An 18,276-nucleotide genomic window follows, 5' to 3' on the forward strand; every position below is an offset into this window, starting at 1 on the left:
GCCGCACGCTGGACAGATCGGGCCGCCTGTGCAGGGACTGAACGGGCCGGCTGAGCCGTTCCTCCGGCAGCGGGCGCGCCCCGCAGATTCCATCCGAGAGAGTCCCGGATCCGATGCTGCGCACGCCGTCCCTGCCCCTCCTCGCCCCGGCCGCCCTCGCCCTCCTCCTGGCCGTCGCGGCCCGCGCCGAGGATTCCCCCCGCCCTGCCTCCTCGGCCCCCCCGTCAACGCCCGCGGCCCCGTCCCTCGGCGCCGACACGCTGAAGCCCGGCAAGCCGGCCGTGAAGCCCTACTTGGCCGACGCGGCGGTGCCGGACGCCGTCCAGTTCCTGCCCTCCCCGCCGGCCCACGACGCGCCCCTCGACAAGGCCGACCGGGCGGCCTTCAACAGCACCCGCGCCCTCAAGGGGTCGCCGCGCTGGGAGCTGGCCGCCAACGACGTATCCGAGGGCGCCGCCGCCGTCCTGGAGAACTTCGCCTGCGTGCTCGGCACCCGGATCGATCAGGCGCGGGTGCCGGCGGTGATCAACCTCCTGGAGCGCGCCCGCCTCGATCTCGCCCGGGCGACGCGGGGACCCAAGGTCCATTACCGGCGCCTCCGCCCGTTCGTCGGCAACGAGGCGCCGATCTGCGTGCAGCGCAGCCAGGCCCTGGCCGACAGCTTCAGCTACCCGTCGGGCCACGCCACGCAGGGCTGGGCCTACGCGCTGATCCTCGCGTCCCTGGTGCCCGAGAAGGCGACCCCGATCCTGGCCCGCGGCCGGGCCTACGGCGAGAGCCGGATCGTCTGCGGCGTGCACTGGCTCAGCGACGTGGCCGCGGGACGCCTGACCGGCACCGCGGTCTTCGCCGCCCTGATGGGCGACGCGGCCTTCCGCGCCGATCTCGACAAGGCCCGCGCCGAGCTTCGCGGCGCCCTCGCCAGCCCCGGGACGGTTCCCGATCAGGCCGCCTGCACCCGGGAGGCGACCGCCCTGCGGGAGCCCCCGCTCGAGTTCTAGGCGCGAACGATTGTAGATTTGAACGCTTCCAAGTGTGTGATTTACAACACGTTTTCGGCTTGATCGAGCGGCCGTGATCGATGGTACGGGAGCCCCGGGCGCCGTGTAGAGGCGCGTTCGTGGGTTCCCGATGTCGTTTCGTTCCGCTCCGTCCGGTCTGCTCCTCGCCACCACCGCACTGACCACCGTCGCCCTGGTCCCGGCGGCCGCCGCGCAGGGCGCCGCCGTCCAGCTCGACGAGATCTCCGTGGAGGCCGCCCGCCCGGCCGCCGCGGCCCCGACGGGCGTCGGCGGCGGCGGCAATGTCAGCCGCGGCGACGGCGGCGGCGCGGCCACCAGCGGCGGCGGCGGCGGCCCCTCCGGCGCCACCGGCTACGTGGCGCGCGTGAGCCCCGCGGCGACCAAGACCAACACGCCCCTGCTCGAGACCCCGCAATCGGTCTCGGTGGTCACCCGGGAGCAGCTCAACGACCGCAACGTGCAGGATCTGGCCCAAGCGATCGCCTACACGCCGGGCGTGTCGAGCAGCGTGTTCGGCTTCGATCCCCGCTACGATGCCTTCTACATCCGCGGCTTCAGCGCGACCTACAACGGCATCTTCCGCGACGGCCTGCGCCTCAATGCCGTCGGCCTGACGATCCCGCGCAGCGAGCCCTACGGGCTGGACGCGGTCACCATCCTGAGGGGGCCGGCCTCGGGCCTCTACGGTCTCGGCTCGCCCGGCGGCATCGTCGACTCGACCTCGAAGCGCCCGGTCTTCGTACCCTTCGGAGAGGTGCAGTTTCAGGCCGGCAACTACGACCGCTTCCAAGGCAATTTCGACATCGGCGGCCCGGTGGCGGGCACCGACGGGACGATGGCCTACCGCGTGACCGGCGTGAAGCGCCAGTCCAACACCTACCTGCCCGGCGGAGACGACGACCGCACCTTCATCGCCCCGTCCTTCACGTGGCGCCCGGATTCCGACACCAGCTTCACCTTCCTCAGCGAGTATTTCGAGTCGCGCCTGCCGGGAACGTCCTTCTTCTACAACGATCCGGGCTTCCGGGTGACCAATTTCTACTCCGGCGATCCGGCGCTCAACCAGTACAAGCAGCAGCAGTATCGCGTCGGCTACGCCTTCGAGCACAGGTTCTCGCCGGATCTGATCTTCCGCCAGAACTTTCGCTACTACGACGTCCGCGCGGATTACGATTACACCTCGATCACGGGGCTGAACCCGGCCCGGACCCTGGGCGCGCGGACGGCCGGCGCCTACCTGGATACGCTGGGCCAGATCTCCCTCGACAACCAGCTCGAGGGCCGCTTCACCACCGGTCCGATCCAGCACACCCTGATCGGCGGGGTCGATTACGCCCATTACGACTACACGCGCGCCTTCGGTTTCGGGGCCGCGCCGGACCTCAACCTCCTGACCTTGAACTACGGGCAGCAGGTCATCGCCCGGCCGCGCTACACGAACTTTCAGAGCCAGGCGCAGGATCAAATCGGCGCCTACCTGCAGGATCAGGCCAAGCTCGGGCGCTTCGTGCTGACCCTCACCGGCCGGCACGACTGGGTCTTCCAGAACACGAGCGACCGGACGGCCGGCACGGTCGCCGACCAGACCGATCGGGCCTTCTCGGGCCGCATCGGCCTGAATTACCTGCTCACCGACTTCCTGGTGCCCTACGCCAGCTACGCTACGACCTTCACGCCGCAGGTCGGCGTCGACGTGAACGGGAACCCGTTCAAGGCCGCGACCGGCGACCAGATCGAGGCCGGCGTGAAGGCGGCCATCCCGAACACCAACATCACGACGTCGTTCTCAGGGTTCGACATCGTGCAATCGTCGCTCCTGCGGCAGGATCCCAACAACATCGCCAATCAGGTCGCGACCGGGTCGGTCGAGTCGAAAGGGTTCGAGGCCGAGCTGACGGCGAACTTCGCGCCGGGAACCAACCTGACGCTGTCCTACACCCACCTCAACCTTCGCTATCTGCGCCAGACCTCCCTGGTCACCGGGCGGCCGATCGACGGCAACGCCCTCTCGGGGATCCCGGGCGACAGCTTCACCGCCTTCGGGACCTATCAGTTCGCGCCCGGCTCGCCGCTGGCCGGCCTGCAACTGGGCGGCGGCATCCGCTACGCCGGGACGAGCTTCGCCGACGACGAGAACACCGTCCGCAACCCGACCGTGACCCTGTTCGACGCGCTGGTCGCCTACGATTTCGCGGCCCTCGACCCGAAGTACAGGGGCTTCCGCGCGCAGATCAACGCGTCCAACATCTTCGACCGCAGCTACACGACCTGCCAGGCCGGGTTCTGCTACCGCGGCGCGCCCGCGACGGTCATCGGCAGCCTGATCTACCGCTGGTAGACCGTAATCTACTTTAATATGTAAACTGAATACTTCAAGCGCCGGTTCGGAAAGGGAAATTTCCCCTTTCGGCCGGCGTAAACTTTTGTCGAAACCCCTTTGGTCGACCGTAATGTGTTGCATTGCGTAAACTGCGAGGAATTAATCAGGTTTTTCAGTATGTTGATGCCTGGATGCCGGCGGCATCGCGTAAACTGCGGACGGGCTGTCGAGCGCCGGAGGACGGGCGCCGCGCGCGGCGCCCGTCCTCCGGCGCTCCGCGTGAACTGGCGGGGCTTCCCGAGTTTCGTCAGATGCTTGCGAGGATTTCCATCCCTCCGGCGCGTAAACTGTTGCTGGCCGGAGGCGAGGCGGCTCGAGGATGACGGAAGGCGCGACGCATACGCCGACCCGTCTCGTAAACTGCCGCGCATTGTTCATACGCGACAATGACTTCCCGACCGAATGCCGGTTACGTCCCGCAACTTGGCACCACCTGGCCGCTCCCGGTACGCGCAGGCGGCGGGCCCGACGCCGTCGTCACACGGTCTCGTAAACTGTCGCTATTTTCTCTTTATATGCAGTTGGTTACGCACGCTTGACGTAAACTGCGCCCATCGGTTGCCTCCCGCCCGTCCCGCGTACACCGTGGTCGGCATGGATGGTGCCGTCACTCTTGCAGGCCCGCGCGAGCCTCGCCCTTGGCGCTCGACCCAGCAGCGCATGAGCTGGGGCGAGGATGTCGCCGTCGTGCTCGATGCGGACGCGGCACCGGTCTGGTGGCCCAACCTCTACCTGTCGGTCGTCCTGCGCGACGGCGGACGCGCCTTCGCGACGCAGAGGCACGCCGCTGCCGCGATCGTTCAGGCCCATGCCTGGGCCGACGCAGCCGGCGTTGATCTCGCCGACAGGGTCCGCTCCCTGGAGTTCCTCGGAACCGACGAGGTCGTCGCTATCCGGCAATGGCTGCGCGAGGACGTCGCCGTTCGGAACGGTCGCAGACGTCCCAGACACGGCACCGTCCGCGTCATCTGCAATCGGGCCTGGATCGGGAGATGCCGGGCCGTCGCCGCCTACGTCCGCTGGTGCGGCGGCCATGCGCTGCAGCGGCTGGTCCGCGGAACTCCGATGTACGTCGAGGGCGCCATGCGTCTCGACGCGTTCGTCACGCAGATGACCGAACTCCTACCTTCCGCCGGCACCGTGTCGCGCGAGGGCTTCGACGATGCCGAGACCGTCGCGATCCTGGAGGCGATCCTCCCCGGGGCGGCCGGCAACCCGTTCGAGGCGAGGCACCAGCAGCGCAACTTCCTCATCGTGTTCCTGCTCTACGAGCTGGGGATCCGCCTCGGCGAACTGCGCGGCATCAAGAGGCACGACCTGATGCTGTCGGGATCGCAGCCCGTCGTCACGGTCCATCGGCGGGACAACGACCCGGACGACACCCGGCGCAGGAAGGCGAAGACGAAGACCGCGGCGAGGACGCTGCCCCTCTCTCGCGCTTCGGCGTACGCGCTCAACAACTGGCTGACGAAGGAGCGGCTCGATCCGAGGGTCTATCCCGGTTCGAAGCGGAACCCCTACGTGTTCGTGTCGGAGCGAGGCCTGCCGATCGCGGAGGAGACCATCCACGCGATCTTCCGGAAGCTGAGGACGGCTCCCGACGTCCCCGACGGCCTCGTCCCCCATCTCCTGCGACACACCTGGAACGACCGCTTCTCCGAGCTTGCCGAAGCGGAGGAGCTGCGGCCGGGCATCGAGGCGCAGACCAGGCGCTTCCTGATGGGCTGGTCGAAGACCTCGAACCAGGGCGAGCACTACACCCAGCGCCACATCCGCGAGCAGGGCGCGGCCTACCTGCACAAGCTTCAGGAACTCAGCTTCTCCGGATCGTCGCGCTCATGACCGCCACCGCCGCGCTTCCGCAGGCCCCGGAGGATCGGGAGGCGACGCTCCTCCCGAGGCCGCGCCATGGGATCGTCGATCTGGCTGGACATCAGGTCGACTGTTCCGGACCCCTCTGGCACATCCACGAGGCGACCGCCCGCATCGTGCTCGACTGGTCGAAGATCTCCATCCCCTCGTCGACGATCCTCGAAGCCACCGCCGACTACGTCGTCTCGCTGATCTGCTCCAGGTCGCCCAGCCACGTCCGGAACGCATTCGATACGATCAAGGTCGCGGGCCGGCTTTCCGTCTTCGCCGAACAGTGCCTCGCCAACGCCCGCGATTCCGCCAGCACGCTGGACGCACAGGCGTTCTTCCAGGCGCGGGACGAGGAGCGCTGGCACAAGCTCAGGCTCGTGCACATGCGCGCATGGTTCGCGTGGTGCTCGACCCGCTGCCCGGCCTTCGACAGGCAGGCCGCCATCGACCTGCGCAACACCGTGATCAAGACCGGACCCGCCGCAGCCGCCGTCCGGTCGCGGGATCCGGACAAGGGTCCGCTGGACGACGTCGAGACCACGCTGCTGCTGAACGCGCTGAGGGCGGCCCTGGAGCGGGACACCCTGCCGGCTTCGAGCCTCGCGATCGTCTGGCTCTGCATCCTGTTCGGCGCGAACCCGCGGCAGCTGGCACTGCTCCGGGAGGAGGACCTCGTCGTCCGGGACGACGGTCTGGCCGAACTGCGCATACCGCGGATGAAGAAGCGCGACGCCGACGTCCGGACCCAGTTCCGTAGCCGCAAGCTCGACGCGCGGGCACTCGGGGTCGTCCGGAAGGTACTCCAGGCGAATGCAGACGCACGCGCCCGGCTCGGCTGGCCCGCCCCCGATTTCGCCCTGCCGATGTTCCCACGACGCAAGCCGCGGGCGGAGCTTCTGGACGGAGTCCGCCGCACCTACGCGATGCATCCGACCGCTGGCGAGATCAGCTTGATCGTCACGGAAACCGTCGCTGCACTGGACGTGCGCTCGCCCCGCACCGGCGAACCTCTGCGCATGACGCCCCGCCGCTTCCGCTACCTCTTCGCCACCCGTCTCCTGCGCGAGGGCGCCTCACCCCGAGCCGTCGCCGACCTGCTCGACCACACCGATCTGCAGTCGGTGCAGAGCTACGTGAACCTCAAAGGCGACATCGTCGAGAAGCTCGATGCCGCCGTCGCGCTCGATCTTGCACCGCTCGCGCAGGCCTTCATGGGCAAGCTCGTCGCGGGCGAACACGAGGCCACGAGAGGTGGGGACCGGGCCAGTCGCATCTTCCATGCCGACGGCCCCGACGCCGACCTCCAGGGGGTCGGCACCTGCGGAAACTTCGCCTTCTGCGGCCTCGCCGCGCCGCGAGCCTGCTACGTCTGCGTCCATTTCCAGCCCTGGATCGACGCTCCCCACGAGCACGTCCTGCGCTCGCTCGCGGCCGAACGCGCCGAGCGGCAGGCCGCCGGTCTCGGTCCCAGGATGATCGCCCTCAACGACGACCTGATCCTCGCGGTCGCCGACGTCGTCCATCGATGCGCCCTGATCCAAGCCGAGCGGGCGAAGGAGATCGGAAGTCCCTCATGAGCGACGCCGAGATCGTCCCGTTCTGGAGCCGCACGCCGGACGAGAACTACCGTCGCATGGTCGATGCGGCTCGGAGGAGCCACGCCTTCGGGACCGACCTGGACTTCGATGCCACCGGCTGGCCGGTCGGGGCCGGAGGCACGCGGAGGAGCGGCGGGAGCGCGAGCACCACGACGACCCTCTGGTTCACCGCGAGCTCGATGAAGGGGCGGAACGCAGCGTTCGTGGCCGAGCCGATGCTCGAACCGTTCGCCGGGTTCATCAAGGCGTACGTGCGGCTCTATGAGGCCGCCAGCCCACAGTTGAACATGAGCGGGCACGGCAACGCCATCCGTGCCGGCCGCTACCTCTACGCCGCCCTGGCGGACAAGGCGCGAGACCCATGTCTGCTGGAGCCCGAGGATTTCCGTCGGGCGGCGGAACTCGCGAGGCGGGACGTGGCCGAAGGCACTGTTCCCTATCGGATCGGCGTCTACCTCGCCCGTATTGCGAAGTTCGTCAGCGATCGCGGGATTGCCGGCAGGCGCATCGACTTCGCCAACCCCTTCGCCCACGAGGACCAAAAGACCAGGATCTCTCCGGAGGCGGAAGCGGCCCGCGACACGAAGCTGCCGAGCGAGGCCGCCCTGGCGGCCCTCGGCTCGATCCCGACTGCGGACCTCTCCAATCGGGATCTTCTGCTGCTCCGGGTCGTGCAGCTCCTGGCGTGCGCTCCCTGGCGGATCGGCGAGTTGCTGACGCTCCCGGTCGATCCGGAGGTCTATGAGGCGGCCACGCACAACGGCATCCCGGCGCTGGACGCGGACGGGCAGCCGGTGATGCGCTACGGCATCCGGTACCTGGGATCGAAAGGGTGGTCCTGGGACGTCAAGTGGATCCCGACCACGATGACGGATGTCGCCAAGCGCGCGATCCGCGACATCACGCGCATCACGGCCTCGGCCCGAGCCGTCGCGCGGTACATGCACGACAATCCGGGTCGCGCTTGGCTCCCCCTGCCCTACGGAGGCGGGCCGCCGGATCGGCTACTGACGCCTCCCGAGATCGCAGATCTGACCGGCGTCCGGAATGATCACCTCGGCAGGAACGCCCGCGAAATCATCTACGACAACGGGATCCCGGTGCAGCAGCTGCCGGGTCGGAGGATCGCCTGCCGGCAGGACGATTTCGAGGCCTTCCTGCTCTCGCGGAGCGAGACGCTGCCGGAGGGCCATCCGTTGGCTCGGCACGAGTGCCTGATGCTCGTGCACCGCAACTTCTTCCATTCGCTGAAGGGCGAGCAGCGGTCGGTGGTGGAGTTCGTAGACTATCCGGCAGTCCAGGAATTCCTGTGCGGGCGCGGAGGGTCGGGGTCGATCTTCGAGCGGCACGGCCTAGCCATGCCGGACGGCTCGCCTATCCGGATGAACACCCATCAGCTCAGGCACTTCCTGAACACCATTGGGCAGCGCGGCGGCATCAGCCAGCTGGAGATGGCGATGTGGTCCGGCCGCAAACACGTCGCCCAGAACGCCGTCTACGATCACTTGAGCGGTTACGAACTGGCCGAGAAGGCCCGGACCATGATTGAGACCGACCGGATGCGCGGCCCGATCCGGATCGCGTTCGACAGGCACCCGCCCGTAGAGCGCTCGGCCTTTCTGCAGGTGCACCTCTCGACCGCCCACACGACCGACCTCGGCATGTGCCTGCACGACTGGGCTGCAGCCCCCTGCCCTCACCACGGCGCGTGCGCAGCCGGGTGCACCGACTGCGCGGTCGTGAAGGGCGATCCGGTAGGGCGTGAGCGGGCTCGGCAGCGGCTCGCCGAGGCCGAGATCATGCTGGACAAGGCGCGCGCCGAGGCCGGTGACGGGACCTACGGCGCCGCGAATTTCGTGGCCTACCACGAGCGCCTGGTCGCCGGCCTGCGTGCCATCATGGCCATCCACGACGACGCTTCCATCCCCGACGGGACCATCGTGCAGCTGCCCGCCTTGCCTGTCCCGGAGGAGCCCATCCGGCGTGCGGGATAGATCCCGCGCGAGGGGCGGCGGAACCGGTTCGGGGTCTATTCCGCGCGGATGCGAGAACTATCTGCGGTTGACCGCCGGTGTCGCGACGGTCTCCGCACGGAAGCGCCCGAGATCGATGCCTGGCGAGATGTTCCAGAGATCCGCTATCTCATCCAAGCCTCTCGGGTGAGGCCGGCTGCGCGGCCATGCCACCGCGGCGATCGTCGTTTGGCCTAGGCCCGAGGTACGTGAACGTGCCTCATGGACAAGGTCCTTCAGCGCGCTCGCGTCGCGGGGCTCCAGCAGCAGCAGAGCGACCTCGGCCAGATACCCGATTCGGCGGACCTCCTCTGGAAGGCGGCGATCCAAATCGGGCAGATGGCCCTCAAGCAGCTCTTCCAGCAGAGCGAAGGTGGCTTCCTCGGCTTCGCGCCAAGTCGACGGAGTCGTCAGGCGCGCGGTGCTGCGGGCGAGCATCTGGCAATCTCCTCAAGCGCGTCCCGCAGATTGTATTGCAACATAGTCGTATCGCCAACGTAGTAATCCAAGGCCTCGAGGAAACGTTGTTCGACGATGGCGGCGTCGAGCAATCCTTTGGCGGCCAGGGAACAGATATCCTCGGCATCGTTGCCTTGCCAGCGGCCGATCTTGGACACGCACAGATCGGTCGGAGACAAGACTTTCACGTCAATTCGACCGACGCTCCACCCGTCCCACGCATCGTCCCAGCAATCCGGATGCAGCAACGCGATGAAGCTGCCGTAGTTGTAGTCATATGCGACCGATCGCGTCTGCCCCTCGTCAACATAGATTTTCTTGAGTCCGGGTGGAATGATAACCCTTTTCTGGAAGTGAATATCCATGTCTTTGGAGACACGCCAGCCCGTATGGACGTGAACGGCAACGCCGCCCACCAAGAATGCGTCCAATCTTCCAGTGTATGAAGCGGGAATGCTACGCTCGATACTTGCGATAAGTTCATCGACTGCATCTATGAATGGGGTATCCGGTCTCGTGACGCTTGGCATGGAGCCCCTCTCTTAGACACACCTACATCACCCAGAAGGATGAAAGGGTCCAGTGCGAGCCGCCCGGCGGAGGTGAATGGGCCTGCACATCGGCGGGCGAGGCCGAAGCCTCGGCGGGTCCGTACGTTATACTGTCTCTGCGGAACCGATATAACCCCCTTCCCATAAATGGCTACGATGCGTTATACTCGATTCGCGAAGGCAGTATAACGAGGGTGTCATGCGCGAGGTCGACCTCGTGTACCGGACCATGTTCGCCGACCTCTGCGAGCGCGTCATGGATGCCTCGTTCGAAAGCGATCTCGATCTCTCAGGCCGATTCGTCCCTGTGGAGGTGAAAGGCCGGCGCTACTGGTACTTCGACCAGACCGTGGATGGGACCAGCAGGCGGACCTACGTGGGGCCCGCGGCGGACGAGGAGATCACGCGACGGGTCGAGGACTTCCGCAACCTCAAGAACGATCGTCGGGCGCGTCGGAAACTCGTGTCGACCCTCGTACGCGGAGCGGGGTTTCCTCAGCCGGAATCGATGACCGGCGACATCGTCGCCGCCTTGGCCAAGGCCGGCCTGTTCAAGCTCCGTGGCGTGTTGGTCGGCACGGTGGCCTTCCAGTGCCTGGGCGGCGTCCTCGGAGTGCGGCTTCCCTCGGCAGTCATGCGATCGGCCGATGTGGGGACGGCCAAACTCCATACGATCTCGGCTGCTGTGGGCGAGAGCTTGCCTCCGGTGCAGGATGTTCTCCGAGCGGTCGATTCCTCGTTCCGCGCCGTGTCCCATGGCCCGGGCGGACGCGTCTCGATGCAGTTTGCGTCGGATACGGGCTACACGGTCGAGCTTTTGATGCTGGATGACGAGGAGGACCACTTCGGCGATGCGCCCGCTCCGCCGGCGATGTTCCTCGACTTCCTTGTCCGGGAGCCCGTCAGGTCGGTTCTGTTGCACAGGAGCGGGGTACCTGTGGCTATTCCGGCGCCCGAGCGGTTTGCCGTCCATAGGATCCTGGAAGCCGCCTGTCTCTACCGCGATGCGGTCGGCTGCGCGGAGGTCTCAAACGACCTTCATCAAGCTGCGGCTCTGGCATCGGCGCTCGAGACCGTACGACGCCATGGCGATCTCGCGATGGCGTGGTCCGAGGCTTGGGATCGCGGACCCGCATGGCGCGAGGCTCTCGAGACCGGGATCTCGTACATGCAGCCCAAACTGCGCAACGCCCTTGAGCGGACGCTGGAGAACGGGCTGGAGGAGATCGACGCCGACCCGGCGGAATACGGGCTGACGTCGGACATGGGCACACCCGTTCCACGGATGTAGCTCACCGGGTTGTTCCGCCGGCGCATCTGCGCCGACGAACGATCGTCTGGAAGCGGAGGCGCCACCGAAGGTCGGATCTGTACCGTCGGCTGGCATTTCCATCCGAAAGTCTGCGGGGCCGGGCAACGCCCTCCGGGCCGCGATGGTCCCGCACGTCCGAAAGGAACGGCGTCCATGCAACCGCATGCGTCGAAGGAATGGTCACGCTTCCGAAAGGCTCCGTCCGGCTATCTCGTGCCGTACGCCGGAAGCGAACGTCTGATGCTGAAACGGGGAAAGAACGGGGTCGCTGATCGCGCGCGGAAGGCGCAGCGGAGAGCGCTCGAGCCCAAGGTGGTCGAATGGCTGCTGGCGGAGATCACCTCGTGGGCTGGCGAACCACTCTCTTGGGAAGCCCTCGTGGCCAAGGCGGAACTCCGGTGGAACTATACGTGGTCGAGGCAGGGGCTCGCCAAGTTCACGGTCGATGGCAGGAGGATCATTCTGGAGGCTTTTCAGCGGCGAAGGGACCAGTTGAGGACTTCCGGAGACCGGAAGAGCACGCCCGCCGCGAAAGCGAAGCGGCGCGAGCAGGCCGCCCTCATGGCCGAGATCGAAGGGTTGCAACGTGACGTGGCCCGACTGACCGAGCGCCTCTGCATCTGGCAGAAGAACGCCTTCCTCAAAGGGCTGACTTTGGAGGAGCTCGATGCCGAATGGCATCCAGTCGACCGTCACCAATCGGATCCGACTCTTCGTCGCAAGCTGGGCCTGCCGACCGGTCTGCGGCGGTAGCACCTTTTTCCCGGCCCCCGAGCCAACTCGCAGCGCCGGGCTGCGCCGTATTGGATCGCGGTGGTCTTGGAATACATGCTGCCACCCGTAGGATTCGGCCCCTGGTCTTTCGCCCCGGAGCGGACGTTCCGCATCCGACCCAACTCTGCCGTTGCGGGGCCTTCAGCATATGCCCAGAAGCAGTCGTATGGAGCACCTGCCTTTTAGTTGAGATCGCTCTATCGAGGCATCTGGCCATTCGACAGGTATGAGCCAGAGCCCACAAAAAGCGCAGGCCGCGTGGTGATCGGGGCATGGCCCACGCGGCCTGCTGGCTGGATTTCCGTCGCGGAGGAAACTTCGAAAATCCAGCGTCTGCTCGGAGGCCAATCGACCCGCGCGTACTGGGACGTCCGGTCAGCCGGTCTCCAGCGGGACGTCGCGGATCTGCTTCAGGCTCGGACGCTCAGTTCCGAGGCGAGCCGCCGGTAACTTCGCCAGCGCATCACGCCGCGCGCGCGGCGGCGCGTCCGGCTTGTCGACCGCTGAACAGGCAGCCGCCGAGGAAGGTGCCTTCCAACGACCGGTACCCGTGCACGCCCCCACCGCCGAACCCCGATGCCTCGCCCGCCGCGTACAATCCGGGCATGATCGCACCGTCCTGCCCGAACACCCGCCCGTCGAGGTCGGTCTCGAACCCGCCCAGCGTCTTCCGGGTCAGGATGTTCAGGCGCACCGCGATCAAGGGGCCATGCGCCGGGTCGAGGAGCTCATGGGACTTGGCGGTTCGGACGAGCTTGTCGCCGAGCGACTTGCGGGCGTTGTGGATGCCCATCACCTGCGCGTCCTTGCAGAACGGGTTCGCCATCTCCCGATCCCGGGCAACGATCTCGGCGCGGATGCCGTCGAGGGAGAGGCGGTCGTTCCCGACGAGCGCGTTCATGCCCGCGACGAGATCCTCCAGATTGCTCCGCACCACGAAGTCCGCGCCGTGCTTCTTGAACGCCTCGATGGGCCCGGGAGCCTTCTTCCCGAAGGCGCGGCCCAGGGTCATGAGCCAGTTCTTGCCGGTGATGTCCGGGTTCTGCTCGGAACCGGAGAGCGCGAACTCGTGCCGGATGACCGTCTGGTTCAGCACGAACCACGAGTAGTCCTCGCCCGTCTTGGCGAGGTGCTCCAGCGTGCCGAGCGTGTCGTAGCCCGGGTAGAACGGGGCCGGCAGCCGGCGCCCGAAGGCGTCGAACCACATCGAGGACGGGCCCGGCAGGATACGGATGCCGTGCCGGGGCCAGATCGGGTTCCAGTTCTGCAGACCCTCGACGTAGTGCCACATCCGGTCGCGGTTGATCAGGCGCGCGCCCGCGGCCTCCGTGATGCCGATCATCCGTCCGTCGACGTGCTCGGGCACGCCGGAGACCATGCGCTTCGGCGCCGGCCCGAGGCGGGCCGGCCAGTTCTTGCGGACGAGGTCGTGGTTGCCGCCGATGCCGCCCGAAGCGACGATGACGGCCTGGGCCCGGAACTCGAAGGTACCGACCTCGACACGGCTGGTCGAGGCACCGCGCTCGGCGGAACTCGGTTCGAGGACGGCGCCGTGCACGCCCTCGACGGTGCCGTTGGTGACGATCAGGCCGTCGACCCGGTGCCGGAACCGGAACACGATGCGGCCCCGCTTCTCGGCCTCCCGGGCCCGGCGCTCGAACGGCGCCACGACGCCGGGGCCCGTGCCCCAGGTCAGGTGGAAGCGCGGCACGGAATTGCCGTGGGTCGTCGCCGACCAGCCGCCGCGCTCGGCCCAGCCGACCACCGGAAAGATGCGGTGGCCCATGGCATGGAGCCACGCCCGCTTCTCGCCCGCCGCGAAGGCAACGTAGGCCTCGGCCCAACGCCGCGGCCAGGCATCCTCGTCGCGGTCGAAGCCGGCCGAGCCCATCCAATCCTGAAGGGCGATGTCGTAGCTGTCGCGGATGCGCATGCGCCGTTGCTCGGGGCTGTCGACCAGGAACAGGCCCCCCAACGACCAGAAGGCCTGGCCGCCGAGGTTCTGCTCCGGCTCCTGGTCGACGACCAGCACCCGCCGCCCCGCATCCGCGAGCTCGGTCGCCGCGACGAGGCCGGCGAGGCCGCCGCCGACCACGATGACATCAGCGTCGGCCATGATCGTCTCCTGAACTCGAAGCGGTGGTTTTGCGTACGAAGGACGCGATGCGCGCCCTGGCGGCGCGCCCCTCGGGCAATTGCATGAGGGCGTAGACGTGCATCAGGCCCGGCTCCTCGACGTAGGCGAGGTCGGCGCCCTCCCGGCGGGCGCGGGCGGCGAGGCGGCGTGCGTCGACGACAAGGATGTCGTACGTGCCGCAGAACATCAGGACCGGTGGCAGCCCGGCGAGTTCGCCGTGCAGCGGGCTGACCCACCAGTCATCGAGCGGCAGGTCGCCGGCATACCAGCGACCGGCCGCCCGGGCCCCCGGCCGCATCAGCATGACGTCGTGCGGTTCGATGGCGGCCTGGGCCGGGTCGGACACGGTCAGGTCGAGCCAGGGCGAGAGCAGCACCAGGGCACCGGGCTGCGCCAAGCCCTCCTTGACCGCCTGCATGGCGAGGGAGAGCGCGAGGCCGCCCCCTGCGGAATCCCCCATCAGGATCGGGCCGGACGGCCCGTATCGGTCCAGCAGGTGCCGGTACAGCCTGAGCGAGAAACGGCTCACCGCCTTGCAGTCGTGCTCCGGGGCCAGCGGGTAGAGCGGGACCACGAAGGTGGCGCCGAGCCGTTCCGCCATCCCGGCGATGAAATCCCAGTGCGGCCTCGTGATCGGGTGGATGAAGGCCCCGCCATGCAGGTAGAGCACCACCAGCCCGGTCGCCTGTCCCCTGGGTACGACCGTGCAGACCTCGCTTCCGTCATGGATCGACCATGACACCCGCAGGCGTCGGCGCATGGATGCCGGCGGCCTGGCCTCCGGGCCGCGCGTCGCGACGAAGCGTGCGGGGTCGGGGTTCGGGTCGGCGTAACGACGGCGGCGGCCCGAGAGGCGCAGCAGCAGCGCGAACGCCCTGGCTTTTAGGCTGGCCATCTGCGGGCTCAAGCGAAGACGTCGGCGACGTAGCGGCCCGTCTCGCGTTCGACCCGCTCGGCCCAGGCCTCCGCCGCCTCGGCCCCGACGCCCTTGGCGTCCTGGTAGATCCGCACGAAGGTCGCCCGCACCGCCGGGGCCATGCGCTCGCCGTCGCCGCAGACATAGACCGTCGCGCCTTGCAGGAAGAACTCCGCCACCGCGCCACGCTCCTGCCAGACCCGGTGCTGCACGTAGGTGACGTCGCCCTCCGGCGCCTTCGAGAAGGCCCGGTGGACGGCAACCACCCCCTCGTCCTGCCAGCGCGTCAGCTCGTCCCGGTAGAGGAAGTCGACCTGCGGGTGGGTCATGCCGAAGAACAGCAGGGCGGGGCCGACCGCGCGCCCGTTCGCCTTCTGGATCGCCCGCTCCTGCAGGAAGCCGTGGAAGGGCGCGATGCCGCTGCCGGCGCAGACCATGATGACCGGGACCGACGGGTCCTCCGGCGGGTGGAAAGCGGCCTGCGAGGGACGCACGGCGACCGAGAGGCGCGCGCCGGGCTCCAGCCCGGCGAGGTAGGTCGAGGCCACGCCGAGATGGCGGTGGCCGCCGGCCATCGCCGGTGCATCGAGGACCGACACGGTCAGCGAGCATCGGGCCGGGTCGCGCAAGGGCGAGGACGAGATCGAGTATTGCCGCGCCCGCATCGGCGGCAGCGCCGCGAGGTACGCGCCGAGCCCGAGTTCGCACGCCGGGAAGCGCTCCAGCAGGTCGAGCAGGCTGACCCGCTTTGCCAGCACCTCGGTCTCGTAGGCCGCCGGCTCCGCCAGGGCTTCCAGGGCCTTCCGGTCGGGCGGGCAGCGCGTCGCCGCGGCGAGTTGGGCGACCTGTCCGCGGGTCGCGGGCTGGCAGAGCTCGACGTAGTCCGCCAGCACCTCCGCGGCCGAGACCGGATGGTTGTCCGGCAGGGCCGAGCCTGCACCCGGGCCCTTGTGGATGACGATCTGCGTGTCACCGGCGAGGCCGAAACGGCGCAGCGCCCGCTCCACGTCCTGGCGCGGGTTGCGCGGCAGGACGGCGAGGTAGTCGCCGGTGCGGTAGGTCATGCCCTCCGGCAGCGCGATCTCGATGTGGCGCTTCGAGCGGCCGAGCGGCGAGCTCATGTCGACGAGCTCGCGGTTTTCCAGGACGCGGCCCTGGTCGAGGTCTGTGAGGCGCAGGGCCGTCTCACGGCCCGAGCGGACGATCTTGACCTCCAGTCCGGTGCCGACAGGCTCGACGGCCTCCTTGCCGAGCGCCTGTCCGAGATCGCCCCACAGGCCCGCGTACCACTCCTCGAAGCCGCCGAAGAAGTCGCCGCCGGCGTCGGTCTCGCCGCGCTCGCGGAAGCGGGCGGCGCCCGCCTTCTCCAGGGCCGCTTCGGTGCGTTTCGGGATGGCTTGGTAGGTCCGCGCCCACTGCCGGTTGCCGCAGCCGAACACGGCGAAGCGGACGCCCTTGAGCGCGTCCGGGCCGAGTCCCTCGACCCAGGCGAGGAAGCGCTTGGCGTTGTCGGGCGGATGCCCCTCGTAGGAGGCGGTCACCACGATGACCGCGCCCTCGGTCGGCAGCCGCTCGACGTAGTCGTCCATCGGTGCCGCGGTCGCGGCGTAGCCCTGGCCGGCAGCCTCGCCGGCGATGCGCCCGGCGAAGGCTTCGCAGGAGCCGGTGTTGCTGCCGTAGATCACGAGGAGCGGCGTGGTCGCCTCGGGGGCGGGACCGTCGCCGACCTTGGCGGCGAGGCTGCGCTGCGGGGCCGTGGGCACCGCGCTGCGCGGCCGCGGGGCGACCTCGCCCCGGCGGCGGGCATGGATGCGGAAGCCGTGCGGCTTCAGGGTGAGGGTCTCGGCGACCTCCAGCTTGTAGCCCGGATCGGCCATGGTCAGGTCAAAGCGCTGAAGGATCATAGACAGCACGAGCTGCGCTTCCTGGAGGGCGAAGCCGCGCCCGATGCAGGAGCGCATGCCGTTGCCGAAGGGCTTCCAGGCGTTCGGCGGCAGCGTCTGCGCGGTCTCCGGGGCGAAGCGCTCGGGCCGGAACGCCTCGGGCTCGTCCCAGACCGCCGGGTCGCGGTGCAGCATCGGCGTGAGGACGAACAGGGTGTCCTCAGGCGTGACCTGATAGCGGCCCGCCAGGGTGGTCGGCTCCTTCGGGGCAAGCGCGAAGGCGGGGGCGGTCGGCCACAGCCGCAGGGACTCCTGCAGGATCTGCTCGACGTAGCGCAGCTTCGACAGGTCCTCGACCTGCGGACGCTCGCCGCCGAGCACCTCGTCCACGATGCCGCGCGCCTTCTCCAGAACCCGAGGGTTCTGCAGCAGCAGGTACAGGGCGAAGGACAGGAGCCCGCTCGTGGTCTCGTGACCCGCGATCAGGAAGGTCACCATCTGGTGGCGGATGTTCTCGTCCGAGAGCCCCTCGCCGGTCTCCGGGTCGCGCCCCTCCAGCATCAGGTTGAGGAGGTCGTGGCGCGAGGCGGCGTCCGGATCGCGCCGGCGCTCCGCGATCAGCGTGTCGGCGACACGGTTCATCAACGTGATGTCGGCCTCGTAGCGGCGCCTGGTCCGCAGCAGCAGGTGCGTGGCCACCCCGGGGCGCCGCGCCCGCGAGCCCGCCTCGTCGAGCGCGCCGACCATGGCGGCGACGAAGGGATGCATCTCGTTCTGGTAGAAGCTGTTGAACCGGTAGTCGAAGGCGCACAGCGCGATGGTGTCGAGGGTCAGCCGGGTCATGTTGTCGGCGACGTCGACGGTGGCGTCCGGCCCGAACCGCTCCCAGCGCAGCAGCATCTGGTCGGCGACGTCCTCCATCCTGTCGAACATCGAGCGGATGCCGAGCGGGCCGAAGGCCGGCATCAGCAGGCGGTGGGCCTTGGCCCAGTTCGGCTCCTCGTTGTAGGCCGTGAACAGGCCGTCGCCGGCGAAGTCGCGGATCATCTCCAGCGGCTTGTGCACCTTCTTGGCGAAGCGAGCCTCGTCGCAGACCTCGTCCACGAGTTCCTGCGAGCTCAGGATGGTGACGGTCCGGCCACCGACGGACAGCCGGTAGATTGGCCCGTACGCCTGCGCGAGGCGCATCATGCTCTGGACCGGCGCGCTCGTGTCGATGTCCGGCAGGTTGCCGAGGACCGGTACGGGGCGGGGCTGTGGAATGTCGGCGTTGTGGGACATTTTCGACTCCGACGATACTGGGGAATGCCGGTCCCGACCAAGACGCTTACCCCTCGGGGGCGAGGTGTTCGTCGCGGTTCAGGAAGTC

The 18,276-nt window shown here is 68.3% G+C and carries 12 protein-coding genes; 7 read left to right on the forward strand and 5 right to left on the reverse strand.

Annotated features, from left to right (window positions below; translation table 11 throughout):
* Positions 1 to 113: 113 nt before the first annotated feature.
* From ACX9MN_RS26645 to ACX9MN_RS26665, 5 genes are all read left to right on the forward strand, one after another.
* Positions 114 to 1,001, forward strand: a complete 888-nt coding sequence (locus ACX9MN_RS26645; RefSeq protein WP_489725898.1) for an acid phosphatase — start codon at positions 114 to 116, stop codon at positions 999 to 1,001.
* Positions 1,002 to 1,131: 130 nt separating this feature from the next.
* Positions 1,132 to 3,360, forward strand: a complete 2,229-nt coding sequence (locus ACX9MN_RS26650) for a TonB-dependent siderophore receptor (RefSeq protein WP_489725899.1) — start codon at positions 1,132 to 1,134, stop codon at positions 3,358 to 3,360.
* Positions 3,361 to 4,062: 702 nt separating this feature from the next.
* The gene (locus ACX9MN_RS26655; RefSeq protein WP_489725900.1) at positions 4,063 to 5,244 is read left to right on the forward strand and encodes a tyrosine-type recombinase/integrase; all 1,182 of its coding nucleotides are present in this window, start codon (positions 4,063 to 4,065) and stop codon (positions 5,242 to 5,244) included.
* Positions 5,241 to 6,842 carry a tyrosine-type recombinase/integrase gene (locus ACX9MN_RS26660; RefSeq protein ID WP_489725901.1) on the forward strand — a complete coding sequence of 534 codons (1,602 nt, stop codon included), beginning with the start codon at positions 5,241 to 5,243 and terminating at the stop codon, positions 6,840 to 6,842. Before ACX9MN_RS26655 ends, ACX9MN_RS26660 begins: the two co-directional genes overlap by 4 nt.
* Positions 6,839 to 8,857: a hypothetical protein gene (locus ACX9MN_RS26665; RefSeq protein WP_489725902.1), complete on the forward strand. Its 2,019-nt coding sequence runs from the start codon at positions 6,839 to 6,841 to the stop codon at positions 8,855 to 8,857. The genes ACX9MN_RS26660 and ACX9MN_RS26665 overlap by 4 nt, the downstream gene beginning before the upstream one ends.
* A 57-nt stretch (positions 8,858 to 8,914) precedes the next feature.
* On the opposite strand, the gene ACX9MN_RS26670 is transcribed toward ACX9MN_RS26665, so the two are convergent.
* Together ACX9MN_RS26670 and ACX9MN_RS26675 are read right to left on the reverse strand one after the other, a co-directional pair.
* Complete coding sequence (locus ACX9MN_RS26670; protein ID WP_489725903.1) at positions 8,915 to 9,313, reverse strand: hypothetical protein; 399 nt, start codon at positions 9,311 to 9,313, stop codon at positions 8,915 to 8,917.
* Positions 9,286 to 9,864: a DUF6036 family nucleotidyltransferase gene (locus ACX9MN_RS26675; protein WP_489725904.1), complete on the reverse strand. Its 579-nt coding sequence runs from the start codon at positions 9,862 to 9,864 to the stop codon at positions 9,286 to 9,288. The genes ACX9MN_RS26670 and ACX9MN_RS26675 overlap by 28 nt, the downstream gene beginning before the upstream one ends.
* A 220-nt stretch (positions 9,865 to 10,084) precedes the next feature.
* Between ACX9MN_RS26675 and ACX9MN_RS26680 the strand changes: the two genes are divergently transcribed.
* Positions 10,085 to 11,176 carry a GSU2403 family nucleotidyltransferase fold protein gene (locus ACX9MN_RS26680; RefSeq protein WP_489725905.1) on the forward strand — a complete coding sequence of 364 codons (1,092 nt, stop codon included), beginning with the start codon at positions 10,085 to 10,087 and terminating at the stop codon, positions 11,174 to 11,176.
* Between the two features lie 174 nt (positions 11,177 to 11,350).
* Positions 11,351 to 11,950 carry a hypothetical protein gene (locus ACX9MN_RS26685; protein ID WP_489725906.1) on the forward strand — a complete coding sequence of 200 codons (600 nt, stop codon included), beginning with the start codon at positions 11,351 to 11,353 and terminating at the stop codon, positions 11,948 to 11,950.
* Between the two features lie 484 nt (positions 11,951 to 12,434).
* Here ACX9MN_RS26685 and ACX9MN_RS26690 read toward each other — a convergent pair whose 3' ends face one another.
* The 3 genes from ACX9MN_RS26690 to ACX9MN_RS26700 are packed head-to-tail and all read right to left on the reverse strand — an operon-like array spanning position 12,435 to position 18,188.
* Entirely contained in the window at positions 12,435 to 14,087 is a 1,653-nt protein-coding gene (locus ACX9MN_RS26690; RefSeq protein WP_489725907.1) for an FAD-binding dehydrogenase, read from the reverse strand.
* Positions 14,074 to 15,003, reverse strand: a complete 930-nt coding sequence (locus ACX9MN_RS26695; protein WP_489725908.1) for an alpha/beta hydrolase fold domain-containing protein — start codon at positions 15,001 to 15,003, stop codon at positions 14,074 to 14,076. The genes ACX9MN_RS26690 and ACX9MN_RS26695 overlap by 14 nt, the downstream gene beginning before the upstream one ends.
* Before the next feature lie 8 nt (positions 15,004 to 15,011).
* On the reverse strand, positions 15,012 to 18,188 hold the full coding sequence (locus ACX9MN_RS26700; RefSeq protein ID WP_489725909.1) for a bifunctional cytochrome P450/NADPH--P450 reductase: 3,177 nt from the start codon (positions 18,186 to 18,188) through the stop codon (positions 15,012 to 15,014).
* Between the last annotated feature and the right edge of the window lie 88 nt (positions 18,189 to 18,276).

The organism is Methylobacterium sp. 1A (assembly GCF_058072805.1).